29 protein-coding genes are annotated in these 20,124 nt (G+C 67.7%); 16 read left to right on the forward strand and 13 right to left on the reverse strand.

The features are described from left to right. Nucleotides 1-135: 135 nt before the first annotated feature. The 5 genes from ACETK8_RS08760 (at nucleotide 136) to ACETK8_RS08780 (ending at nucleotide 2,931) form a co-directional block, all read left to right on the forward strand. Entirely contained in the window at nucleotides 136-651 is a 516-nt protein-coding gene (locus ACETK8_RS08760) for a DUF3828 domain-containing protein (protein ID WP_374039116.1), read from the forward strand. A 98-nt stretch (nucleotides 652-749) separates the two neighbouring features. Further along, the gene (locus ACETK8_RS08765; protein ID WP_374039117.1) at nucleotides 750-1,319 is read left to right on the forward strand and encodes a DUF3828 domain-containing protein; all 570 of its coding nucleotides are present in this window, start codon (nucleotides 750-752) and stop codon (nucleotides 1,317-1,319) included. Nucleotides 1,320-1,333: 14 nt separating this feature from the next. Beyond that, complete coding sequence (locus ACETK8_RS08770) at nucleotides 1,334-1,882, forward strand: DUF3828 domain-containing protein (RefSeq protein WP_374039118.1); 549 nt, start codon at nucleotides 1,334-1,336, stop codon at nucleotides 1,880-1,882. 39 nt (nucleotides 1,883-1,921) lie between these two features. Continuing rightward, the gene (locus tag ACETK8_RS08775) at nucleotides 1,922-2,356 is read left to right on the forward strand and encodes a hypothetical protein (RefSeq protein WP_374039119.1); all 435 of its coding nucleotides are present in this window, start codon (nucleotides 1,922-1,924) and stop codon (nucleotides 2,354-2,356) included. Beyond that, on the forward strand, nucleotides 2,332-2,931 hold the full coding sequence (locus ACETK8_RS08780) for an NYN domain-containing protein (protein ID WP_374039120.1): 600 nt from the start codon (nucleotides 2,332-2,334) through the stop codon (nucleotides 2,929-2,931). Before ACETK8_RS08775 ends, ACETK8_RS08780 begins: the two co-directional genes overlap by 25 nt. On the opposite strand, the gene ACETK8_RS08785 is transcribed toward ACETK8_RS08780, so the two are convergent. From ACETK8_RS08785 to ACETK8_RS08810, 6 genes are read right to left on the reverse strand one after another with little or no spacing between them, the layout of a single operon-like run. Then, a complete protein-coding gene (locus ACETK8_RS08785) occupies nucleotides 2,928-3,881 on the reverse strand; it encodes a bifunctional riboflavin kinase/FAD synthetase (protein ID WP_374039121.1) in 954 nt (317 codons plus the stop codon). The genes ACETK8_RS08780 and ACETK8_RS08785 overlap by 4 nt on opposite strands. Nucleotides 3,882-3,894: 13 nt before the next feature. Beyond that, nucleotides 3,895-4,347 carry a MaoC family dehydratase gene (locus tag ACETK8_RS08790; RefSeq protein WP_374039377.1) on the reverse strand — a complete coding sequence of 151 codons (453 nt, stop codon included), beginning with the start codon at nucleotides 4,345-4,347 and terminating at the stop codon, nucleotides 3,895-3,897. A 43-nt stretch (nucleotides 4,348-4,390) separates the two neighbouring features. Further along, the gene (locus ACETK8_RS08795; RefSeq protein WP_374039122.1) at nucleotides 4,391-4,735 is read right to left on the reverse strand and encodes a DUF86 domain-containing protein; all 345 of its coding nucleotides are present in this window, start codon (nucleotides 4,733-4,735) and stop codon (nucleotides 4,391-4,393) included. After that, on the reverse strand, nucleotides 4,725-5,021 hold the full coding sequence (locus tag ACETK8_RS08800) for a nucleotidyltransferase family protein (RefSeq protein ID WP_374039123.1): 297 nt from the start codon (nucleotides 5,019-5,021) through the stop codon (nucleotides 4,725-4,727). Before ACETK8_RS08800 ends, ACETK8_RS08795 begins: the two co-directional genes overlap by 11 nt. A gap of 34 nt (nucleotides 5,022-5,055) precedes the next feature. Further along, complete coding sequence (locus tag ACETK8_RS08805; RefSeq protein WP_374039124.1) at nucleotides 5,056-5,925, reverse strand: TIGR01459 family HAD-type hydrolase; 870 nt, start codon at nucleotides 5,923-5,925, stop codon at nucleotides 5,056-5,058. Between the two features lie 32 nt (nucleotides 5,926-5,957). Further along, nucleotides 5,958-7,061 carry a DUF2855 family protein gene (locus ACETK8_RS08810; RefSeq protein WP_374039125.1) on the reverse strand — a complete coding sequence of 368 codons (1,104 nt, stop codon included), beginning with the start codon at nucleotides 7,059-7,061 and terminating at the stop codon, nucleotides 5,958-5,960. A 124-nt stretch (nucleotides 7,062-7,185) separates the two neighbouring features. Here ACETK8_RS08810 and lspA point away from each other — a divergent pair, with 124 nt between their 5' ends. The 4 genes from lspA (at nucleotide 7,186) to ACETK8_RS08830 (ending at nucleotide 9,607) form a co-directional block, all read left to right on the forward strand. Further along, entirely contained in the window at nucleotides 7,186-7,692 is a 507-nt protein-coding gene (lspA, locus tag ACETK8_RS08815) for a signal peptidase II (RefSeq protein WP_374039126.1), read from the forward strand. A 72-nt stretch (nucleotides 7,693-7,764) separates the two neighbouring features. Beyond that, a complete protein-coding gene (locus tag ACETK8_RS08820; protein ID WP_374039127.1) occupies nucleotides 7,765-8,331 on the forward strand; it encodes a DUF3035 domain-containing protein in 567 nt (188 codons plus the stop codon). Nucleotides 8,332-8,534: 203 nt separating this feature from the next. After that, the gene (locus ACETK8_RS08825) at nucleotides 8,535-8,981 is read left to right on the forward strand and encodes a PaaI family thioesterase (protein WP_374039128.1); all 447 of its coding nucleotides are present in this window, start codon (nucleotides 8,535-8,537) and stop codon (nucleotides 8,979-8,981) included. 53 nt (nucleotides 8,982-9,034) lie between these two features. Next, complete coding sequence (locus ACETK8_RS08830) at nucleotides 9,035-9,607, forward strand: hypothetical protein (RefSeq protein WP_374039129.1); 573 nt, start codon at nucleotides 9,035-9,037, stop codon at nucleotides 9,605-9,607. Between the two features lie 6 nt (nucleotides 9,608-9,613). Here ACETK8_RS08830 and ACETK8_RS08835 read toward each other — a convergent pair whose 3' ends face one another. Further along, on the reverse strand, nucleotides 9,614-10,168 hold the full coding sequence (locus tag ACETK8_RS08835) for an SRPBCC family protein (RefSeq protein WP_374039130.1): 555 nt from the start codon (nucleotides 10,166-10,168) through the stop codon (nucleotides 9,614-9,616). A 23-nt stretch (nucleotides 10,169-10,191) separates the two neighbouring features. Beyond that, nucleotides 10,192-11,466: an EAL domain-containing protein gene (locus tag ACETK8_RS08840; protein WP_374039131.1), complete on the reverse strand. Its 1,275-nt coding sequence runs from the start codon at nucleotides 11,464-11,466 to the stop codon at nucleotides 10,192-10,194. 109 nt (nucleotides 11,467-11,575) lie between these two features. Here ACETK8_RS08840 and ACETK8_RS08845 point away from each other — a divergent pair, with 109 nt between their 5' ends. Next, nucleotides 11,576-12,346, forward strand: coding sequence for an SDR family NAD(P)-dependent oxidoreductase (locus ACETK8_RS08845; RefSeq protein WP_374039132.1), 771 nt, complete (start codon nucleotides 11,576-11,578; stop codon nucleotides 12,344-12,346). A 153-nt stretch (nucleotides 12,347-12,499) separates the two neighbouring features. Beyond that, nucleotides 12,500-13,402 carry a lysophospholipid acyltransferase family protein gene (locus ACETK8_RS08850; RefSeq protein WP_374039133.1) on the forward strand — a complete coding sequence of 301 codons (903 nt, stop codon included), beginning with the start codon at nucleotides 12,500-12,502 and terminating at the stop codon, nucleotides 13,400-13,402. Between the two features lie 4 nt (nucleotides 13,403-13,406). On the opposite strand, the gene ACETK8_RS08855 is transcribed toward ACETK8_RS08850, so the two are convergent. The 4 genes from ACETK8_RS08855 to xseA all read right to left on the reverse strand — a co-directional run bounded on the left by ACETK8_RS08855 (nucleotide 13,407) and on the right by xseA (nucleotide 16,876). After that, entirely contained in the window at nucleotides 13,407-13,937 is a 531-nt protein-coding gene (locus tag ACETK8_RS08855) for a response regulator (protein ID WP_374039134.1), read from the reverse strand. A gap of 98 nt (nucleotides 13,938-14,035) precedes the next feature. After that, nucleotides 14,036-14,893 (reverse strand): M23 family metallopeptidase, encoded by an 858-nt coding sequence (locus tag ACETK8_RS08860; RefSeq protein WP_374039135.1) that lies wholly within the window; start codon nucleotides 14,891-14,893, stop codon nucleotides 14,036-14,038. After that, nucleotides 14,890-15,084, reverse strand: a complete 195-nt coding sequence (locus ACETK8_RS08865) for a DUF2093 domain-containing protein (RefSeq protein ID WP_374039136.1) — start codon at nucleotides 15,082-15,084, stop codon at nucleotides 14,890-14,892. Before ACETK8_RS08865 ends, ACETK8_RS08860 begins: the two co-directional genes overlap by 4 nt. Nucleotides 15,085-15,280: 196 nt before the next feature. Then, complete coding sequence (xseA, locus tag ACETK8_RS08870) at nucleotides 15,281-16,876, reverse strand: exodeoxyribonuclease VII large subunit (RefSeq protein ID WP_374039137.1); 1,596 nt, start codon at nucleotides 16,874-16,876, stop codon at nucleotides 15,281-15,283. A gap of 64 nt (nucleotides 16,877-16,940) precedes the next feature. Here xseA and ACETK8_RS08875 point away from each other — a divergent pair, with 64 nt between their 5' ends. The 5 genes from ACETK8_RS08875 (at nucleotide 16,941) to ACETK8_RS08895 (ending at nucleotide 19,393) form a co-directional block, all read left to right on the forward strand. After that, on the forward strand, nucleotides 16,941-17,096 hold the full coding sequence (locus ACETK8_RS08875) for a hypothetical protein (protein WP_374039138.1): 156 nt from the start codon (nucleotides 16,941-16,943) through the stop codon (nucleotides 17,094-17,096). Nucleotides 17,097-17,115: 19 nt separating this feature from the next. Then, complete coding sequence (locus ACETK8_RS08880; protein WP_374039139.1) at nucleotides 17,116-17,547, forward strand: PRC-barrel domain-containing protein; 432 nt, start codon at nucleotides 17,116-17,118, stop codon at nucleotides 17,545-17,547. Between the two features lie 69 nt (nucleotides 17,548-17,616). Then, nucleotides 17,617-18,894 carry a phosphoribosylamine--glycine ligase gene (gene purD, locus ACETK8_RS08885; protein WP_374039140.1) on the forward strand — a complete coding sequence of 426 codons (1,278 nt, stop codon included), beginning with the start codon at nucleotides 17,617-17,619 and terminating at the stop codon, nucleotides 18,892-18,894. Nucleotides 18,895-18,926: 32 nt separating this feature from the next. Then, nucleotides 18,927-19,124, forward strand: coding sequence for a CopG family transcriptional regulator (locus tag ACETK8_RS08890; protein WP_374039141.1), 198 nt, complete (start codon nucleotides 18,927-18,929; stop codon nucleotides 19,122-19,124). Beyond that, complete coding sequence (locus tag ACETK8_RS08895) at nucleotides 19,112-19,393, forward strand: type II toxin-antitoxin system RelE/ParE family toxin (protein WP_374039378.1); 282 nt, start codon at nucleotides 19,112-19,114, stop codon at nucleotides 19,391-19,393. The genes ACETK8_RS08890 and ACETK8_RS08895 overlap by 13 nt, the downstream gene beginning before the upstream one ends. Here the strand turns inward: ACETK8_RS08895 and ACETK8_RS08900 are convergent. Further along, nucleotides 19,384-20,019, reverse strand: coding sequence for a murein L,D-transpeptidase catalytic domain-containing protein (locus ACETK8_RS08900; protein ID WP_374039142.1), 636 nt, complete (start codon nucleotides 20,017-20,019; stop codon nucleotides 19,384-19,386). The genes ACETK8_RS08895 and ACETK8_RS08900 overlap by 10 nt on opposite strands. Nucleotides 20,020-20,124 lie beyond the last annotated feature (105 nt).

The raw sequence follows: 20,124 nt of genomic DNA on the forward strand, positions 1-20,124 counted from the left end.
CGAAATCGGACGGGTCACGCGGGCGGTCATGATGCGGGCGGGATAGCAGAGGCCGTGACGCCTGCACAGTCGGCATTCGCGGGTTCTCACGCGAGGGAACGCGGTTATGGTGACGATGGAACGAGGAGACGCCCGATGCTGGCCGCCCTGATGGTCGCCGCCGCCCTGACGGGTCAGACCGCGCCCGCGCCGACAGACTGTCCGATCGCGCCGGAGACCTGGGCCGGGTCGGAGGCGGAGCGGGGCGTTCATTGCTTCCTGGGCTGGCTGTACGGATCGGGCACGCTGGAGATCGTCACGCCCCTGGGCGACGAGCGGGGGCTGGTCTTCACGCCCGCCCTGATCGCGATGATGGATCGGGCGAGGGCGGCCGGGGACGACGCCACGGCCTTCGACGCCGATCCGATCTGCCAGTGTCAGGATCCGGGCGACCTCCGGCTGCTGACCATCACCGTGCTGGCGGCGGACCAGGATCGAGCGGTGGCGCGGGTCGTGTTCGACTTCGCCGGGAAATATGCGGCCATCGCGCCGAAAGAGGACCAGACGGTCAGTCTGATCCTGCCGCTGGAACGACACGGCGGGGAATGGCGGATCGACGACGTGATCCCGCTGCAGGCCTGGTCGTTCCGGCGGGGGTTGCGGACGCCGTGACCCGGTCGGTCTTCGTCAGGGCGTGGGGGCTGGGCAAGGCGTGGAGTTTCGCTAACGTCGTCCGCGAACGGCGCCGGGGAGCGTCGGCGGGAGGGTGTATGCGGATTTCGATCATGGCGGCGGGCGTCGCGGTTCTGGCGCTCGCGGGATGTTCGGCCTCGGAGGAGGCGGCCGAGAGCCCGGCCGTGGAGATGACGGAACACGCCCAGACGCCGGACGCCTTCGTGCGGTCGCTCTATTCGGTCGAGGCGGGCGGCACGAAGGTCCCGAACGAAGACCTGACCGTGGGCGCGGTGGAGACGCCCGGGATCTGGTCCGCGCGCACCGACGCCCTGATCGGCGAGACCGAAGCCCTGGGGGAGCCGGGCGAGTACGCCTATTTCGAAGCCGACCCGATCTGCGACTGCCAGGACGACGGCGGCATGGTGCTGAAGAGCGTGACGGTGACGCCCACGGGCGCCAATCGGGCCGATGCGACCGTGGTGCTGGAATGGGCGGGCGCCCAGCCGGTCGAGCGCAAGACCCAGACCTTCAGGCTGGTGAACGAGGGCGGGGCCTGGAAGATCGACGACATCGTGCGCGACCAGACGGGCGCGTATCCGCAGGCGCCCCTGGTCGAGGCCATGACCCGCTGGATCGCCGAAACCAGGGCCGCCAAGGCCCAATGAACCGGAGACCGATGATGCGCACCCTGATCCTGAGTTCCATCGCCGCGATCGCCCTGGCCGCCTGTTCGCAGGGCGAGGAGAAGACGGCGCCTGAAGCCGCCGCGCCCGCCGCCACGGCGGACGGCACGCGCGAAGCCGTCTATGCGGCGGCGTCCGAGGGGCCGGAGCCCTTCGTGCGGGCGCTCTATGCCCAGTATGTGGCGGGAGGGCCCAAGGGCGAGACCCCGGCGCCGGGACAGGACCCGATCTATTCGCGGACGATGAACGCCACCATCGGAGCCGATGTCCGCGTGGCAAACGGCGAGGTGCCGTCCTTGAACTACGACCTGATCTGCAACTGCCAGGACCAGGGCGCCTTCACGCTCGACAATGTCACCGTGGGCCAGACCGATCCGAACAACGCCACGGCGGCGGTGGTCTTCACCAACGCGGGCGAAACGACGGGTCAGACGCTGAAGCTGGTTCGTGAGGGACCGAACTGGAAGGTGGACGACATCGTCCGCTCCGATGGAACCTCGACCCAGGCCGAGACCATAAAGGTCATCGAGGCGGCGGGGGGCTGAGGCGTTGTCAAATGGCGGGCGAGGGCCGATATTGAAGCCATGACCGACATCACGATGGTCCGCTCCGAAACAGGTCGCCGCGCCGGCAAGAAGCCGAAGGGCGTCACCCTGCGCCGGATCACCGCCGCCAACGGCGAGAAGGTCACCGTCCGGTCCATCGACGCCAACAGCCCGACCTTCGGCGAGGACTTCCTGTACGTCTTCACCAAGAACGTCGAGGCGGCGCGCCGGGACAACAAGCGGCTGTTCGGTTCGGCCGATGGCGTCCGTGAGCCTCGTCAGCCTTTTTTTGAAGCACCATCCCTCACTTTCACTCTGCGGTTGACAGCGCGAACTGCGATTGCCATATCTCACGCATACAGCCCACCGAGCGATTTAGCTCGGACCTTAGTACCCACCCGCCGAGAGGCGGGTTTTTTATTGGGCGGAAATGAACCGGAGGTTGGGTGGTGGCGAAAGTTCGAGTTTTTGTAGATTTCTGGAATTTTCAGCTCGGCTGGAACCAGAATGTACGGCCCGATGCGAACGCTCAAAAGACGTTCGTACCCATTTCGTGGGAAAAGCTAGCGCCAACCTTGCTGGCAGAGTTGCCCACCGTTTTGGGTACCCAGCCGGGTTCGCCAATCAATTTTCGAGGCGTGAACGTCTATGCGTCGGTCAATCCTCAACCAGGGAGCAAGGACGAGGGGCTTAAAAACTTCCTCGCTCGCAATCTTTCCCAGATGAGCGGGTACACCGTCCATTGTGTTGATCGAAAAGAGCGTCGATCAACAGATGCGTCCGGCGCGCCGACATCGCGATTTGTCGAGAAAGGTGTCGATACGAAGATCGTGACCGACTTGTTCGCCGGCGCGATCAACGATTCGTACGATGTAGCGCTACTGATCTCCAACGATGCTGACTTCGTGCCTGCGATACAGACAATCCAAGAGCGACTAGACCGACAAATCATCCACGTCGGCTTTCGACGCGGAGGTGATGAGATCAGGGCCAGTTGCTGGGGGCACGTGATCCTAGATGGCGATGTCTCCGAACGACTGTCTGGCTAGATCGACTGAAGCACCGCCTTCGCCGCCGCCGCGTCGGCGTCGATCTGGACCTTGAGGGTGTCGAGGCCGTCGAAATTCAGTTCGCCGCGCAGGAGGGCGACCAGTTCGGTCTCGATGGTCTGGCCGTAGAGGTCCTCGGCGAAGTCGAAGAGCCAGACTTCCAGAAGGGGCTCGGCGATCTCGAACATGGGACGGACGCCCAGGTTGGCGACGCCGTCGACGACGCGGCCGTCGGGCAGGCGGGTGCGGGTCGCGTAGACGCCGTAGGCCGGGCGCATGTAGTCGCCGAGGCGGACGTTGGCGGTGGGGACGCCGATGGTGCGGCCGCGCTTGTCGCCGTGGACGACCTCGCCCTGGATGGCGAAGGGACGGCCGAGGATCTTGGCGGCGCGGTCCATGTCGCCGGCGTTGAGGGCTTCGCGCACGGCGCTGGAGGACAGTTTCAGGCCGCCGGCGTCGTCGATCCGTTCGGTGACGGAGACGGTGAAGCCGAGCGAACGGCCGATGCGGGCCAGGGCCTCGGGCGAGCCGGTGCGGCCCTTGCCGTAGGTGAAGTCGAAGCCGACGGAGGCGTGGGTGAGGCCAAGACCGCCGGCCAGCACGTCCACGGCGAAGGCCTCGTCCGTCATGGCGGCCATGCCGGCGTCGAAGGGCAGGAGGTAGAGGCGGTCGACGCCCAGAGGCTCTAGCGCGCGGGCCATCTGGTCCGGTGTCATCAGGCGGAAGGGGGCGGCGTCGCGCTGGAAGAAGCGGCGCGGATGCGGATCGAAGCTGACGACGGCCAGAGGCGCGTTCAGCCGGTCGGCGGCCTGACGCGCCGAGGCGATCACAGCCTGGTGGCCCCGATGGACGCCGTCGAAGGCGCCGAGCGCGGCGGCGGCGCCTCGCTGCGAGGCGGGCAGGTCGCGCCAGTCGCGGATGATCTCGATGGGCCCCACTTTTTCAGGCATTGGCGGGGGCCGTTCAGTCCTTGGCGGGACGGCGGCGGCGAGGGACGCGGACCACGGCCTCGCCCTCCATGATCATGTCGCCGTTCACATAGCCCTCGGTCCGCAGGACGACGCGGGCCGATTCGGGATCGACCGAGGCGACGGTGATCTGGGCCCGGACGACGTCGCCGATGCGGACCGGCTTATGGAAGGCCAGGGACTGGGACAGATAGATGGCCCCGGCGCCCGGCAGGATGGTGCCGACCACGGCCGAGCCGAAGCTGGCCGAGAGCAGGCCATGGGCGATCCGGCCGCGATAGGCGGTCTTCGACGCGAAAGCCTCGTCCATATGGACCGGGTTGAAGTCGTCCGAGGCCTCGGCGAACTGTTCGATGCGGGCCTCGGTGACCTCGACGTCCTTGATCGCCACCATGCCGGGCGAGAGTTCTTCGAGGATATAGCCGCCCGAGGGGTGAGGTCCGGTAATCATCGGGTGGTGTTAGCCGCGCTTCGCCGATTTGGCGATAGCATCAGTCGAGACGCGTGAGTTCCCAGCGCGCCATGTCCCGGATGGCGATCAGATCGTGCGTCGCTGTCCGAAAGACGAAGTCCGCCGCGACGTTGTCGTAGTCGTGCCGGTAGACGTTGCCCGCGTCGGCGATGTCTCGCCATGGTAGATGCTGGTGGCGGGCTTTCAGTTCGTCAGGGAGCCGTCGCGTCGCTTCGCTGATGATTTCCAGACAGCGGGTGACGGCATGGAAGGTTTTGCGGTCCTCGCGAAACGCATCTCGGTCCACACCGACGAGGAACTCCTCGGCTTCAAGCGCATGATGTTCGATCGCCGCAAGCGCGCGGGCGGTTCGATCAAAACGCATAGATGGCGTCACGCTCGGCGGAGGGGCGAACGTGGGGCTGGAGCGCGGCGCGGTTGGCGATGTCCACCGTCACGGGGAAAAGCTCGCCGATGAACCGGGTCAGGGCGACGTACTGATAGACGCCAAGCTCGGCCGCAGGGTCGATCTCCACAAGCAGATCGAGATCGCTCTCGGGCCCGTTCTGGCGTCGGGCAGTCGAGCCGAAGACGGCCGCGTGCGCGACGCCCCGCCGTTGCAGCTCGGCGCGGTGATCGTTCAGGATCTCGATGGCCTGGCCGCTGTCCATGCCGCCAGCATACCTCATGCCGTGCGGCGGCGCATCACCACTTCAGATCGAGTGCGGCGTAGCGGGCGTAGGCGGTTTCCTTATTCAGGAGAACCTGGGCGCGGGCGGGGTCGATGACGCCGTCGTCGCCGCGGGCGGCGTCGCCGTGAATGCCCTTGGCGATGAAGAGGCAGTCCAGCGCTTGCTGGTTGGCACCCAGCACGTCGGTGACCACGCCGTCGCCGATGCACAGAACGCGCGAGCGGTCGACGGGACGACCCATCAGTTGCTCCGCCTCGGTCAGGGCCAGGGCGTAGATCGGACCATAGGGCTTGCCCGCCATGGTCACCCGACCGCCCAGCGATTCGTAGAGGTCGGCCAGGGCGCCGCCGCAGTAGATGATCTTGTCGCCGCGCTGGACGATGCGGTCGGGGTTGGCGCAGATCAGCTCCAGATCGCGGCCGGCGGCGGGCGTCAGGGCCTCGCGGTAGTCCTCCGGCGTCTCGACGTCGTCGAAGCGGGGCCCGGTGACGGAGACGAAGGCGGCGTCGGCGGCGCCATCGGCGCGTTCGAGGCCGAGACCCTCATAAAGAGGTGCATCGCGGTCGGGGCCGATGATCCAGACCGGGCCGGGGGCGCGGCGGGCTAGCTCCATCCGGGTCGCGTCGCCCGAGGTGACGAAGGCCTTCCAGCTGTCGCGGGGCACGCCCAGGCTGTCCAACTGGGCGATCACGTCCGAGGCGGGGCGTGGCGAGTTGGAGATCAGGACGACGTGGCCGCCCTGTTCATTGAACTTCGTCAGGGCCTCACAGGCCTCGGGCCAGCTTTCGCGGCCGTTGTGGATCACGCCCCAGACGTCGCAGAGCAGGACGTCGTAGTCGGCGGCGACTTCGCTGAGGCGGGGTAGGGCGTGCGGCTGGGTCATGGGCCCTGCATAGGGCCGGTCGATGACAGGGGCTAGCGGTCGATGACGCCGATCGCGCCCTCGGCCGGGTCGGAGACGCCGTCGGCGAGGTCGCGGACCACGTCGGCGATGGCCTCGAAACCCCTGTGTTCGACGATGCGGATCCAGGGTGAGGCCGGATCGACGACACGCTCGAAGAAGGTCTTCTGGTCCGCGAGGAAGCGATCGTAGAAGTCGTGCAGGGTGCCGCGCTCGCGATGCTGGTCCAGGCAGGTGGCGGCGAAGAAGAAGACGGGCTTGGGCCCGACCAGTTCGGGATCGCCGGAGGTGAAGCTGTCGCTCTGGGTCGAGCCGACCAGGCAGTCGTATTTCAGGTCGTCGCCGAAATGCGCGTGGACGCGACGGCGCAGGTCCGCGTCGCCCGCGAGGTCGAGATAGAGGGTCGGCACGCCGGTCGGCAGGCTTTCGACCTCGTCATAGCCATGGACGGCGTCATAGGCGCCGAGGCCTTCGACGAAGGCGCGGTTTCGGGTTCCGGTCAGGGCGACGACCTCGACCTCGTCGTTTTCCAGGCACCAGGCCGAGCCGTAGGCGGTCTTGGACGAGGCGCTGGAGATCACGATCCGCTTCGCGCCGAAGAAGCCGGCGTCGCGCAGGAAGTCGACGGCCGTGTAGGAGGTCACGAACAGCGGGCGGAACAGAGCCTCGGCGTTCTCCAGCGCCTTTTCATAGTTCCGGTCGGCGGCGCACAGGACATAGCGGTTGTAGATGTCCGGCACCTTCTTTCGCCACGGCGAGGCGTCGGCGAATCCGCCCCGGCTGATCTTCTCGGCCTGGACCAGAAGCGTATCGGCCATGGGGAAGTAGCCGAAGACGCGGGCCCCGACCTCCAGTCCCTCGGCGCGGGAGGCGGCGATGTCGGCGAAGCCCCAGACCGGCATCATGCCGTAGGCCGGGTCGCCGGTCGGGAAGACCGTCCAGTAGCCGATGGCGTCGCCGTAGGCGGCGTAGGTGATATTGTTGGTCGTCAGGGAGAAGCGGTCCAGCGCCAGCAAGACCTCGCCCTCGGCCAGGTCGGACGGGGTCGGGTCGGGCGCGACGCGGGTCTCGCGCAGGGACGATTTCAGCGTCATCAGGCGGTGGCGGGCGTCGGACATCGCGGGCTTCCTCGGGTTCTTTTCGGTCACTCTAACCCCGAACGCGGTTGACGTAGGAGAAGGCTCGCGCGACCGCGACGACAGCAGCGTTGGCGCGGACGATTTCGCCTGCTAACCCGGCTGCATGAAGATCCCTCGCATAACCTGGGCGGCCTACGGATTCGCCCTCGTCGTCATCGTCCTGGACCAGCTGACCAAATACTGGATGCTGGACGGGCTCAGCCTGCGGGAAGTGGGCCGGGTCCTGGTCCTGCCGCCGATCCTGAACTTCTCCTATGTCGAGAACACGGGCGTCAGCTTCGGCCTGTTCGGCGGCGGCGCGGCGCGGTGGGCGCTCAGCGTCTTTTCCATCGTCGTGGCTGCGGGCCTGGCCTGGTGGGCGCTGAGGGCGAAGCGGCGGACGCTGGTCTCGGCCATCGGCCTGGTGATCGGCGGGGCCATCGGCAACGCCATCGACCGGATCCAGTACGGCTATGTCGTGGATTTCATCGACTTCTCGGGAACCGGGGTCTTTCCCTGGGTCTTCAACGTGGCCGACAGTGCGATCACCGTCGGCGTTCTGCTGCTGATTCTCGACAGTGTGATGTCCGAGCGAAAAGCGGCCGTTGGCGCGGCCCCTGAAAAGGCGTAATCACCCGCTCTTTCCTCGCCTAACCTTACCGTCCGACCTGGGCGCCCAGTTGCGCCGGAGCCGAACCGACCCATGCGAACCGCCCGTATCCTGACCGTTTCCGCCATCGCCGTCTCGGCCGTCGCGCTCACCGCCTGTGGTGGCCTGCGCCAGTCCATCGGCCTGACCAAGGTCGTGCCGGACGAGTTCCTGACCGTGTCGTCGGCCCCGCTGACCGTGCCGCCGGAGTACGGCCTGCGTCCGCCGGCGCCGGGCCAGCCGCGCCCGCAGGAGCTGGCGCCGGAAAGCGCCGCCCGTCAGATCCTGCTGGGTCAGCGCCAGTCGATCACCCGCACGCCGGGCGAACAGTCCCTGGTGGCCGCCGCCGGCGCCGACCGCGCCGATCCGCTGGCCCGCTACGTCATCGACGACGAGTTCGGCGACCTGGCGCACAAGGAAGAGAGCTTCGCCAACCGCATCATGTTCTGGCGTCGCGGCGACACGGCCTCCCAGGCCCCGACCCAGACCCAGACCGCCCAAGGCGCCGTGACCATCGACGCCGCCAGCGAGAATGCCCGCCTGCAGGCCCTGACGGGCACGCAGAGCCAGATCGTGATCGCCCCGCGCCGTTCGGGCGGGTTCAAGCTGCCGGGACTTTAAGGCTTCTCGTCATCCTCGGACTTGATCCGAGGATCGGACGCCGCGAAGGCAAGACATTTGAAGAGGCGCACGAGCGATCGTGCGCCTCTTCTTCGTTTCGGGATGGGGAACTTCCGATCCTCGGATCAAGTCCGAGCCTTAAGAGCTTGCCTCTCGAGAGACAGTCCTTATTGTAGACGGACTTCTTCCCCGGACCTTTCTTCATGACCGATCTTCGCGCCCTCGCCCATCTGTCGGGCATCGAACAACTGCGGCTGGGCTTCCAGAACGGCGACGCGGCGCCCATCGCCCAGACCCTCGACTTCCGGCTGGTGCATGTGGAGGAGGGGCTGGTGCGGTTCGAGAGCACGCCCAGCCGCGCGGTCTACAACCCCATCGGCACGGTCCACGGCGGCTATATCGCGACCCTGCTGGATTCGGCCTGCGGCTGCGTCGTGCATTCGATGCTGAAGCCGGGGCAGGCCTATACCTCTCTGGAGATCAAGACGGTGTTCCACCGCGCCCTGACCGAGGGCACGCCGGTGGTGACCGAGGGTCGGATCGTGCAGATCGGACGACGCGCGGCCTTCGCCGAGGCGAGCCTGAAGGGCGCCGACGGCAAGCTCTATGCGACGGCGACCTCGACCTGTCTGGTGATGGAAGCGCCCTGAACTTTCCCGTCAGGGATGAACGGTTTGGAAATCACGCTGTGAGAGGGTGGGGCATGAGCCTCCGAATCCGCGCCGCATCGATCCTGAAACTCGCCTCGCCATTCCTGGCGACGGCGGCCGCCGTCTGCGCCCTGACGGCCCCTTCGGCGGCCTCGGCCCAGATCCAGATCTCGCACTCGCCCACGATCTCGCCAGCGCTGGGCAGCATGATCCGCGGCAGCACGGCCACCAGCTTCACCATCGGCACCAACGGCTCGGTGACGCAGACGGGCGGCAATGGCGTGCGCGTTCACAGCGGCGGAGTGACGCCGCCGACCATCACCATCTCCTGCGGCTTCCTGAACCTGAGCGGCCTGTGCGCCTTGCGTCAGATCCGGGTGACGATTCAGCCGGTGGCGAACAGCAACGCCCAGATCACCAAATTCACCGTGGGCTCGGTGCAGGGCAACATCCTGTGGGCCATCGGATCGCCGCCGACGCCCGCGTCCAGCATGACCTTCGACCTGAAGCCGCTGGGCCTTCTGGGCACGGGCAGCTTCACCCTGGGCATGGACGTTCTGACGGCGGGCAACCTGCCCAGCGGCAACTACAATTTCGACTATATCGTCACCGCCGCCTTCATCTGAGCGACTTCAGGGGCGGGACAGCCGCGTCGGCCAGTCGACGGGGCCATCGACGAAGCGCTGGTGAAGTTGCTGCAGCGACAGCCGGTTGCCCTCGCGGAAAAAGCCCATCAGGGCCGCGCCCGCCGCATCGTCCGGATAGCCCGAGGTGACCAGCTTCAGATGGGTGGCGTCATCGCCGCCCGGCGTCAGCTCGAAGGTCGAGACCACATTCAGATAGGCGTCGGCGTGCGGAAAGCCCTCGGGCGTGCGCGTGGTGCGGAAGGACACGGTGCGCGGGGCGTCGCGGGCGATCCATTCCTGTTCGATGGTGTCCGGCCCGGCGGGGGCCGCATCGGGGTTGTAGCTGGTCTCGAAGCGGTCAGAATCCGCGACCGCGCGCACCAGAGGGGTGGCCCAGGTGCGCCAGCCCTCCATCGTGCCGACCGCCTGCCAGACCTCGGCGGGCGGGGCGGGAATGACGATCTGGTGGACCAGTTCGCCCGGCGCCTCGGTGACGGTCACCTCCTGGGCGACGACGGGCAGGGGAAGCAGCAGAAGCAGAAGGGCGAGCAGGCGACGCATGGTTCACCTCGTGGTCGCCGGGATCAGCCGTAACGGCGGCGTTTCTCGGCGCTGATCAGGGTCGAGCGGACGAAGTCGGCGGGCGGATCGGTCTCGGCCAGCACCTGTTCCTTGATGGCGCGCGGCTCTCCGAACAGGTGACCCTGACCCATCGCGACATCCAGTTCGAGGATGTCGACGATCTGGCGTTCCGATTCGCATTTCTCGGCGATGACCTCGATGCCGTAGCGACGGGTCAGTTGGGCGAAGTCGGCGGCCTGGATGTCGCGCAGGGACGGGATCGGCGTGCCGCCGTCCAGGTCCAGCAACTGTTCGATCAGCAGGTCGGCGGCGACCTTGATGAAGCGGACGTCCGAGCGCTGAAGGTCGTTGAAGTCCAGGTCCAGGGTCTGGACCTTGTCGATCGAGAAGCGGAAGCCGAGATCGGCCAGCTTGGCCATGTTGCGGGCCTCGACCGCGCCGCGCGCGTCGAAGGTCGCCTGACCCAGTTCGAAGATCAGGGCCTGGTTCAGGTCGCGGTTCTCCGACAGGAACTCCAGGAACTGCGGGAAGAAGGTCTCGTCGCCCAGGGACGACAGGGCGACGTTGCAGAAGACCCCGACCTTCCTGTCCTGACGGGCCAGACGGCGCACGATCTGGGCGCAACGGAACAGCAGCAGATTGTCGATGGCGGGGACCAGACCCTCGCCCTCGGCGATGGACAGGTATTCCGCCGGCATCATGACCCGGTCGGTGGAATCGCGCAGGCGGGTGAAGCTTTCGTAGAAGACGGTCCGGCGCTGGGGCAGGGTGACGACCGGCTGGAGGTAGAGGTCGACGCGGTTGTCCGACAGGGCGTCGTGGACGGTCTTGAGCAGCAGGTTCGACTGCTGATGGCGACGGGCCTCGGCGCTGTCGGGGGCGACCATGGGCGCGACCTTCAGCCGCTCGTCGATGGACAGGCTCATCTGCTGGATCAGGTCCTCCAGCATCCGGACCTCGCCGGTCAGTTCGTCGGTGCGCGACAGGGCGCCGGCCTCGATGGCCGTGGCCAGTTCGCCCAGAGCCGACTGGGTCTGTTCCATGGCGTCGGCCAGAAGGCGGTGCGCCTCACGGACTTGGCCGATCTCGGCGCGCAGGGCCTTGCGTTCGCCGACGCCGGTGAAGATGGCGTGAGCCGCGCCCAGCACGCCCAGGACGCCGAAGGTCGCGGCGACGCCCGGCCCGATGCCGAGACCCGCACGCCACAGGAAGGCGCCGACCGTCATCGCCAGGAAGACGTAGCCGAAGAGCAGAAAACCGTTGGTCAGTGCGCGCATGGGAACGGCTTTGTCCGTCTTCCCGGATGGAATCGACCGAGTATCGGGGTATCAGAGCCAAACAGCTAGGGCGTGGCTGAAGAAACCACGCTGAAATCAGGGGATACGCATGGAATTGTTCGATCTGACCGGCAAGGTCGCCATCATCACCGGCTCGTCCAAGGGAATCGGCAAGGCCATCGCCCAGCGCATGGCCGAGCACGGAGCCCGGGTCGTCATCTCCTCGCGCAAGGCCGGGCCTTGCGAAGAGGTGGCCCAGGAGATCAACGCCAAGCACGGCGAAGGCCGCGCCATGGCGATCCCGGCCAACATCGCCTCCAAGGAAGACCTGCAGCGTCTGGTGGACGAGACCAACGCCGCCTGGGGCCAGATCGACATCCTGGTGTGCAACGCCGCGACCAACCCCTATGCCGGGCCGATCGGCGGCATCGCCGACGAGCAGTTCGAGAAGATCTTCCACAACAACGTCCTGGCCAACCACTGGCTGACCCAGATGGTCGGGCCGCAGATGATCGAGCGTAAGGACGGGGCGATCGTGATCATCTCGTCCATCGGCGGCCTGCGCGGCAACGCCCTGATCGGCGCCTACAACGTGTCCAAGGCCGCCGACATGCAGCTGGCGCGGAACCTGGCCGTGGAGTGGGGGCCGTCGAACATCCGGGTCAACTGCATCGCGCCCGGCCTGATCCAGACCGACTTCGCCCGCTATCTGTGGGAAAACGAGGAGGTGCTGAAGGTGACGGTGGAGCCGAACCCGATGAAGCGCATCGGCCAGCCGGACGAGATCGCGGGCACGGCGGTCTATCTGTGCTCCAAGGCCGGGTCCTATGTGAACGGCCAGACCCTGGTGGTGGACGGCGGGCTTACGATTGCCTGGTAGGTTCCAGTTTCCGTCATCCTCGGGCTCGTCCCGAGGATCCATCGGAAATCAAGGCGAGAGCCTGCGTGGCGCCGCAGCGTGTCCGCTGCCCTGCGAGCCTTGCGACCGGAACCATGGGCCCTCGGGACGAGCCCGAGGGTGACGGTGACTGATGTGAGGCAAGACCTAATCTGGCGGGTGGAGGCGGCGCTGTTCGCCGGCTTCATCGGCCTGATGCGGCTGATCGGGCTGGAGGCGGCGTCGAACTTCGGCGGCTGGGTGCTGAAGACCCTGGGGCCGATCACCGGCACCCAGAAGACCGTGATGCGGAACCTGCGGATCGCCTTCCCCGAGATGGGGGAGGACGAGCGCAAGGCGCTGGCGCTCGCCCAGTGGGAACAGACCGGCCGGACCTTCGCCGAGACGGGGATCATGGACCGGCTGACCCCCGACAGCGGGCGGATCGACATCGTCGGGGCCGAGCGGCTGGAGGCCATCCGGGCCTCCGGCAAGCCCGTGGTCTTCGTGTCCGGCCACATGGCCAATATCGAGACCATGGCGGCGGTGCTGGTCGCATCGGGTATTCCGGTGCAGGTCACCTATCGCGCCGCGAACAACCCCTATGTCGACGCCCAGATCGTGGCGGCGCGGGCGCGATACGGGGTCAAGCTGTTCGCGCCCAAGGGCGGGGACGGAGCGCGGGAGCTGCTGGCCGGGCTGGGGCGTGGCGAGTCGGTCGCCCTGATGAACGACCAGAAGTTTTCAGAGGGGCCGGAGGTCGTCTTCTTCGGCCAGCCGGTGAACGCCGCGCCGGGACCCAGCCGTCTGGCCCTGAGGTTTGGAACGGTGCTGCAGCCCATGTCGGTCGTGCGACTGCCCGGCGTGCGGTTCCGGGTGACGGCGCACGATCCGATCGAGGTCAAGGATACCGGCGACCGGGCGGGCGACATCGCGCGCGGCGTCCAGGCCATCACCACCTTCGTCGAAGAGCGGGTGCGCGAGCATCCGGTGGACTGGTTCTGGGTCCACAAACGCTGGCCGGACAAGGTCTATCGGGCCCTGGAACAGGCCGACTGAAGCTTCAGATTTCCTGCGACGAGGTCTTGTCGGCGGAAGTCTCGGCCGGGTCGGTCGAGCGACGGCGCGGGCCCTTGTAGACGCCGCCCGCATTGGTGCGGCGACGGTCGGGACCGAAATAGTCCTCCGTCTTCACGAAGGGGCGGGGGCGCAGGATGACCGCCTGGATGCGGTCGAATACGGCCTTGGCGGTGATCGGCTTGACCACGAACTCGGTGACCCCGGCGTCGCGCGCCTCGACCACCCGGTGCTTCTCCGAATGGCCGGTCATCATGATGATCGGCAGATAGGGATTGGCGCTGTCGGGGCTGTTGCGGACCAGACGGGTGAACTCCACCCCGTCCAGCGGGAACATGTTGAAGTCCACGATGGCCAGGTCGATGGCGTGGTCGCGCAGGCAGTCGAGCGCCATCGCGCCGTCGGACACCTCGCGGATGTTGCGGATGCCGGCGGACTGGAGAATGGCGGAGGTGATGGCTCGCATGTGCTGGTTGTCGTCGACCAGCAGGATGTTGAGCGATTGAAGGGCGGACATTTGGCGACAGGCTGACACCGCCCCTACGGCGGTCAAGCGATTCCTCTAGGGGGAAAGCCGGTCCCGGTCCACGACCAACGATAGCGTGACTGTAAGAACTAGCTATTTTCCGGCGCGTTCTGGCCGATCAGCAACGACGGATCGCAGTTCCGGTCCCGCCATTTCATCCGCCAACAGAGGTGTGGACCGGTCGCCCGACCCGTCGCGCCGACACGGCCGATGATCGTTCCGCGTGCAACCCTCTGGGTCGGGAGGACCTCGATCCGCGACTGATGCAGATAGGCGGTGATCAGACCCTGGCCGTGGTCGATCAGGGTCAGGCCGCCTTCGAAATGCATCCCCGGCCGGGCGAAGGTGACGATCCCGTCGGCCGGCGCGCGAATCGGCGATCCGGCTGGCGCGGCCAGGTCGATGCCGTAGTGAGGCCGGGCGGGGGTGCCGTTCAGCACCCGCTGGGAGCCCCAGCGGCTGGTGACGCGGTACGCATCCAGCGGCCAGGCGAAGCCGGAGCGGAAGTCGTCGGCGTCGGCGCGGCTGGCGAAACCCTCGGTCTTCAGCGCGATCTCCTGCTGGATGCGGGCCAGAAGGGCGGGATCGCTGGGCTCCACCGTCGACTGCGGCAGGCCGTTGATACGGGTGGAGGGGAAGCTGCCCGGCGCGACGGTCAGGGTGCGGCGGGCGACCCGGCCCCCGACCGAGTTTCCGGCGTGGACCTCGATGTCGACATAGGGCGGGGCGTCCCGGTCGAAGCCTACGACGAACAGCCCGGCCGCCGAGGCGGTGGTCAGGGCCTCGCCGTTGACGAAGACGATGGCGCGGGGCGCGGCCCGGCCCATGGCGAACCCGCCCTGCACGAAGCGGCCGTTCAGGACGAGGCCGTCGGTCTGGGCGAGCGTCGGACCGGCGAGGGAGGCGGCGCCGGCGCCGAGGATCAGCCCGCGCCGCGACGGGTTCACTGATCGACCATCCGCGACAGGGCCTCGGTCGGGCCGGCGTAGGGCTCCTGATGCTCGACCGACCAGTAGCGCAGGATTTCCAGCGGGATCGGCTTGCCGGAGACGGCGCAGAGGACGAACGGGCCGGGCTTGAGCACGGCGAACTCGCCGTCGCCGTAGTGAAGGGTCGCGGGGGAGGGGGCGGTGGTCATGAGGGCAGGATAGCAGTGTCGGTGACCCTCTCCCAGAGGGAGAGGGCTTGAGCGCACACGAGCGTGAGCGAGTGTTCTGGCGCGAAAGGGTGAGGGGTTACGGTGGGAGGCCGGACGCACAGTAACCCCTCACCCTTTCGGTTGGCGGATCGCTTCGCTCTCCGAACCTCAAGCCCTCTCCCTCTGGGAGAGGGATCTAGAACAGATCGCCCTGTCCTGCCGGCGTCGCCTTCGGTTTGGCCACCGGCGCCTTCGGCCGCATCGGCGCCTCGCCCTCGATCCGGGCGTCCTTGGAGCCATCCGGGAACACCAGCGTCACCGCCTGACCCGGCGACAAGGCCGCCGCCGACGACACCATCGCCCCGGTCTCATCGTCGATGCGGGCGAAGCCGGGCTTGGGACGTTTGGGGTCGAGGGTGGCCAGGGCGCGAGCGAGGGCGGAAAGGCGGGCCTCCGCGCGCTCCAGCGACTGGGGCACGGGCCGGGCCAGACGCGCGGCGACGCTGTCGAGGCGTGAGACGCGCTGGTCCAGACGCCGATGGATCGGGTCGAGCGACAGACGGCCCGCCACCTTCAGCAGGCGACGCTCATGCACGGCGGCATTGGCCCCGAGCGCCGCGCCCAGCCGGGCGGACTGGCCTTCGAGACGGGCCGTGCGCTGTTCGAGCGCGCGATCCAGCAGGGCCGGAGAGAAGCGGCCCCCGGCCGTGATCAGGCGACGCTGATGCAGTTCGGTGTTGCGGTTCAGGCCTGACGCCAGGCGACTGGAGGCGTGGTCGAGGCGCTGCTGGGCCAGGGCGACCAGCTCCTCCGGCCGGGCGGGCAGGCCGCGCGCGACGGAGCGCAGGCGGACCCGGCGGTCCTCCAGTAGACGGGCGCCGGCGCGGTCCAGCCGCCGCTCCAGATCGGTGACGAACGCGCGCAGGTCGGCCAGCACAGGCGTGGCCAGTTCGGCGGCGCCGGTCGGGGTCGGGGCGCGGCGGTCCGAGACGAAGTCGATCAGGGTGGTGTCGGTCTCGTGACCCACGGCCGAGATGATCGGGATCGACGCCGCCGCGACCGTGCGGGCCAGACCCTCGTCGTTGAAGCACCACAGGTCCTCCACCGACCCGCCGCCGCGCGCGACGATCAGGAGGTCGGGACGGGGTATGGGGCCGCCGGGGCTCATGGCGTCGAAACCACGAATGGCGTTGGCGACCTGTCCCGAGGCCGCGTCCCCCTGAACCACCACCGGCCAGACGATGACGTTGCAGGGCCAACGTTCGGCGATCCGATGCAGGATGTCGCGGATGACGGCGCCGGTCGGGCTGGTGATGACCCCGATGGTGCGCGGATAGAGGGGAATGGCCTTTTTGCGGGCGACGTCGAACAGGCCTTCGCCCGACAGCTTCACCTTCAGCCGTTCGAGCTGGGCCAGAAGGGCGCCGGCGCCGGCCGCCTCCATCGATTCGATGACGATCTGATAGGACGACCGCGCCGGGTAGGAGGTGATCTTGCCGGTGACGATGACCTCCAGGCCCGTCTCCGGCCGCACGCCGAGACCGCGCACCGAGCCCTTCCAGATCACCCCGTCGATGGCCGCCTTGTCGTCCTTCAGCGTCAGATAGACGTGGCCGGAGGCGTGAAAATTGACCTTGGACACCTCGCCCCGCAGGCGGACGTGGCCGAACCGATCCTCCAGTGTGCGCTTCAGGGCGAAGGCCAGGTCGGAGACGGACTGGGGCGGATTGTTGTCGCGTGCGGGCGCCGGTTCGGGGTCGGCGGGGCCTGCGAAAACGTAGTCGTCGGTCATTCGCCCAGCATAGGCTGCGTCATCGTGGACGGGAACGGCCAAGGGGCGGTCTCGTTGTCATGCCATGCCCGCCCCCGAACCGATCCGCAACGACACGCCCGACCCGCGTGAGCGGGATCTGGCCCGTCGCAGCAAGACGCCGGCCGTGGGAATCTGGGTGATCGTGGCGCTGATCCTGATGGCCGTGGCGGTCGTCTATGTGGTCTCGGCCATCCTCTAGCGAAGTGAAGAGAGTTTCGATGAACCGACTGTTCCTGCTGCCTGTTCTGTCCGCTTCCGTGCTCGGCCTCGCCGCCTGCGGAAGCCCCGAGCCGGACGCCGTGGAGGCGACGCCGGGTGGTGAGCCGGTCGCGGTCAGCGACACCCGCGCCGACACCGCCGCGACCCAGACGGCCCTGGCCCTGGGCCTGACGCGGGCCGAGCTGGAGGAGGCCGACCTGCTGTCGCCGGGGCCGGAGTTCACCGATCTGGGCGACGTCGAGACCCTGGTTCTGGACGCTGCGGGCAAGGTGACCGGTCTGGTGATCGATCTGGAGGGCGTCGACAAGGACGTGGTCGTGCCGATCGACGCCGTGACCTCGCTGCGTCGCGAGACCGAGATCGACCTGACCACCACCATGACGGCGGCTCAGTTGCAGGCCCTCCCGGCCTACACCGGACCGGGCGCGTAACCGCCGCTAAACCACGCTGAACCCTCGCCGGGCCTTGACCATCAGGCCCGGCGCGGCCATTCCGCGCCCATGGATATTCTGCTGGTCGGATCGGGAGGGCGCGAGCACGCCCTGGCCTGGAAAATGCGGCAATCGCCGCTGGTGGATCGGCTGTTCTGCGCGCCCGGAAATCCCGGCATCGCCCGCGTCGCCGAGTGCGTGCCGGACGTGAAGGCCGACGACGCCGAGGGTCTGGCCCGGCTGGCGCGCGAGCTGAAGGTCGGACTGGTCGTCGTGGGACCGGAAGCGGCTCTGGCGTCGGGTCTGGCGGACCATCTGAACGCGGCGGGCATTCCCTGTTTCGGTCCCAGCGCCAAGGCGGCCCAGCTGGAGACCTCCAAGGCCTTCTCCAAGGCTTTCCTGGAACGGCACGAGATCCCGACCGCCAACTACGGCGTCTATGACCGGGTCGCGGACGCCAAGGAGGCCCTGTCGGTCTTCCGACCTCCCTATGTGATCAAGGCTGACGGGCTGGCCGCCGGCAAGGGCGTGGCCATCAGCCCCGACCGCCACGACGCCGAGGCCGAGATCGAGCGCATGCTGGGCGGCCGGTTCGGCTCGGCCGGATCGCGCGTCGTCATCGAGGAGTTCATGGAGGGCGAGGAGGGCTCCCTGTTCGCCCTGTGCGACGGCCAGCGCGCCGTCCTGTTCGGCGGGGCGCAGGACCACAAGCGCGCCTATGACGGCGACCTGGGGCCCAACACGGGCGGCATGGGCGCCTATTCGCCGGCGCCGGTGTTCGATCAGGAGCTGGTTCTGGCGGCGGATCGCAAGATCGTGCAGCCGACCCTGAAGGCGATGGCGGCCGAGGGCGCGCCCTACAAGGGGGTGCTCTACGCCGGTCTGATGGCGACGGCGGACGGCCCCAAGGTGGTGGAGTTCAACGCCCGCTTCGGCGACCCGGAATGCCAGGTCCTGATGATGCGGATGGCCGGGGACATCGTGCCCTATCTGCTGGCCTGCGCCCGCGGGGACGTGTCGCGTCTGCCGGCGCCGGAGTTCAAGCCGCAGACGGTGATCTGCGTGGTCATGGCGGCCAAGGGCTATCCCGACAGCCCGCTGGAAGGCTCCATCATTCGGGGCGCGGACCAGGACTTCGGACCCCACGTTCAGGTCTTCCACGCGGGGACCAAGAAGCGCGACGACGGCACCCTGGTGGCCGCGGGCGGCCGTGTGTTGAGCGTCTGCGCCGAGGGTGACGATATCGCAGAGGCGCGCGAGCGGGCCTATGCGGCGATCCGCAAGATCGACTGGCCGGGCGGCTTCAACCGCACCGATATCGGCTGGCGCGCGTTGGATCGCGACTGACGGCACGCGTGGATCATGCTATGCATGCATCCATGAACGAGCCGCTGCCGCATGAGGCCGACGACGCCGATCTGTTCGACGAGATCGACGAGGAGGCTGACCGCGCCTCGTTCGAGCGCGGTTTGGCCGACCTCAAGGCGGGCAGGGTGGTGAGCCATGAGGCCGTGATGCGTTGGGTCGCATCCTGGGGAACCGACAATCCTTTGCCGCGACCGAAGTGCGGCGAATAGTCTGGACCGACCACGCTCTGGATGAGCTTGTCCAGATTCACGACTACATCGCCGATTTCAGCCCGTCGGCAGCGAGGCGGTTCGTGATGCGCCTGCGATCAGCCGGTGAGAGCTTGGACTATTTCGCGGACAGAGGGCGGCTTCTTGCGAACGGGGCTCGCGAATTGGTGATCGTCCGACCCTACGCCATCAGATATCTGGTTTCGACCAGTCTCGTCGAGATCATCGACATCCGGCATTCCGCACGGAAGTCCAACAATCAGGCGTAGGCGAACAGCAGCCGGCCTTCGCCCATGCGCTCGCGCAGCATCGGCAGGTCGGTGTGGGCGGTGGAGAAGCAGCCGTAGCTGCGGCCCAGCTTGCCTTCGCGGGCCAGGAACGCCGGGTCCGCATAGTCGGCGCCGTGGACGATGATCGCCCGGTCGCGCGCCATGTTGTTGGAATATTCCAGACCGTCCAGCAGGACGTTCGGTCCCTGCTGCGAGCCCCAGCCGGCGCCGGCGGTGGCGTAGGCGCCGACCGAGGACATATAGCTTTCCGGGGTGTTCGAGAACCGGCGGGCGAAGCCGGAGTGCTCCGGGTCCGAGCCGCGGCCGTGGCAGGTGCGGAAGGCGGTGACGCGGCCGCCGATCAGGTCGACCTCGTACAGGCGCTGGTCGCCCGAGAATTTCTGGAAATCGACCAGATACATCCGGTCGCGCAGGGTGATCTTGTGGCTGTGGACGTCGAGCGCCGCCATGGCCCGGCTCATCAGCTCCGGACGCACCAGACGCTGAGGGTCCAGCGGCGGCGGCGTGATCTGGGGGATGCGCGGCAGGGGCGGCGGCGGCGGCGCGGCCGCCAGCACGATCGGCGTCTCGACGGCGGCAGGTGCGGTGGCGCAGCCGGCGAGCATCGCCGAACCGCCCAGAATCAAACCCCGTCTCGATAGCCGCATGCGACGCCCTTCGTAGCGGTTATGTGCCGAAGGGATGGCTTGTTTCACAAAGACGCCGCCCGG

The organism is Brevundimonas staleyi, from assembly GCF_041893865.1.
GTDB lineage: Bacteria > Pseudomonadota > Alphaproteobacteria > Caulobacterales > Caulobacteraceae > Brevundimonas > Brevundimonas staleyi.

Excerpts from the sequence above, each read along its gene's own strand:
- ACETK8_RS08840 (WP_374039131.1), bottom strand. The coding sequence starts at position 11,466 with ATGCGCGCACTGACCAACGGTTTTCTGCTCTTCGGCTACGTCTTCCTG.
- ACETK8_RS08805 (WP_374039124.1), bottom strand. The coding sequence starts at position 5,925 with ATGACCCAGCCGCACGCCCTACCCCGCCTCAGCGAAGTCGCCGCCGAC.
- ACETK8_RS08865 (WP_374039136.1), bottom strand. The coding sequence starts at position 15,084 with ATGACCACCGCCCCCTCCCCCGCGACCCTTCACTACGGCGACGGCGAG.
- ACETK8_RS08835 (WP_374039130.1), bottom strand. The coding sequence starts at position 10,168 with ATGCGTCGCCTGCTCGCCCTTCTGCTTCTGCTGCTTCCCCTGCCCGTC.
- ACETK8_RS08775 (WP_374039119.1), top strand. The coding sequence starts at position 1,922 with ATGACCGACATCACGATGGTCCGCTCCGAAACAGGTCGCCGCGCCGGC.
- ACETK8_RS08810 (WP_374039125.1), bottom strand. The coding sequence starts at position 7,061 with ATGTCCGACGCCCGCCACCGCCTGATGACGCTGAAATCGTCCCTGCGC.
- xseA (WP_374039137.1), bottom strand. The coding sequence starts at position 16,876 with ATGACCGACGACTACGTTTTCGCAGGCCCCGCCGACCCCGAACCGGCG.
- ACETK8_RS08795 (WP_374039122.1), bottom strand. The coding sequence starts at position 4,735 with ATGCGTTTTGATCGAACCGCCCGCGCGCTTGCGGCGATCGAACATCAT.
- ACETK8_RS08770 (WP_374039118.1), top strand. The coding sequence starts at position 1,334 with ATGCGCACCCTGATCCTGAGTTCCATCGCCGCGATCGCCCTGGCCGCC.
- ACETK8_RS08800 (WP_374039123.1), bottom strand. The coding sequence starts at position 5,021 with ATGGACAGCGGCCAGGCCATCGAGATCCTGAACGATCACCGCGCCGAG.
- ACETK8_RS08855 (WP_374039134.1), bottom strand. The coding sequence starts at position 13,937 with ATGTCCGCCCTTCAATCGCTCAACATCCTGCTGGTCGACGACAACCAG.
- ACETK8_RS08875 (WP_374039138.1), top strand. The coding sequence starts at position 16,941 with ATGCCCGCCCCCGAACCGATCCGCAACGACACGCCCGACCCGCGTGAG.
- ACETK8_RS08820 (WP_374039127.1), top strand. The coding sequence starts at position 7,765 with ATGCGAACCGCCCGTATCCTGACCGTTTCCGCCATCGCCGTCTCGGCC.
- lspA (WP_374039126.1), top strand. The coding sequence starts at position 7,186 with ATGAAGATCCCTCGCATAACCTGGGCGGCCTACGGATTCGCCCTCGTC.
- ACETK8_RS08845 (WP_374039132.1), top strand. The coding sequence starts at position 11,576 with ATGGAATTGTTCGATCTGACCGGCAAGGTCGCCATCATCACCGGCTCG.
- ACETK8_RS08760 (WP_374039116.1), top strand. The coding sequence starts at position 136 with ATGCTGGCCGCCCTGATGGTCGCCGCCGCCCTGACGGGTCAGACCGCG.
- ACETK8_RS08825 (WP_374039128.1), top strand. The coding sequence starts at position 8,535 with ATGACCGATCTTCGCGCCCTCGCCCATCTGTCGGGCATCGAACAACTG.
- ACETK8_RS08890 (WP_374039141.1), top strand. The coding sequence starts at position 18,927 with ATGAACGAGCCGCTGCCGCATGAGGCCGACGACGCCGATCTGTTCGAC.
- purD (WP_374039140.1), top strand. The coding sequence starts at position 17,617 with ATGGATATTCTGCTGGTCGGATCGGGAGGGCGCGAGCACGCCCTGGCC.
- ACETK8_RS08880 (WP_374039139.1), top strand. The coding sequence starts at position 17,116 with ATGAACCGACTGTTCCTGCTGCCTGTTCTGTCCGCTTCCGTGCTCGGC.
- ACETK8_RS08765 (WP_374039117.1), top strand. The coding sequence starts at position 750 with ATGCGGATTTCGATCATGGCGGCGGGCGTCGCGGTTCTGGCGCTCGCG.
- ACETK8_RS08785 (WP_374039121.1), bottom strand. The coding sequence starts at position 3,881 with ATGCCTGAAAAAGTGGGGCCCATCGAGATCATCCGCGACTGGCGCGAC.
- ACETK8_RS08830 (WP_374039129.1), top strand. The coding sequence starts at position 9,035 with ATGAGCCTCCGAATCCGCGCCGCATCGATCCTGAAACTCGCCTCGCCA.
- ACETK8_RS08900 (WP_374039142.1), bottom strand. The coding sequence starts at position 20,019 with ATGCTCGCCGGCTGCGCCACCGCACCTGCCGCCGTCGAGACGCCGATC.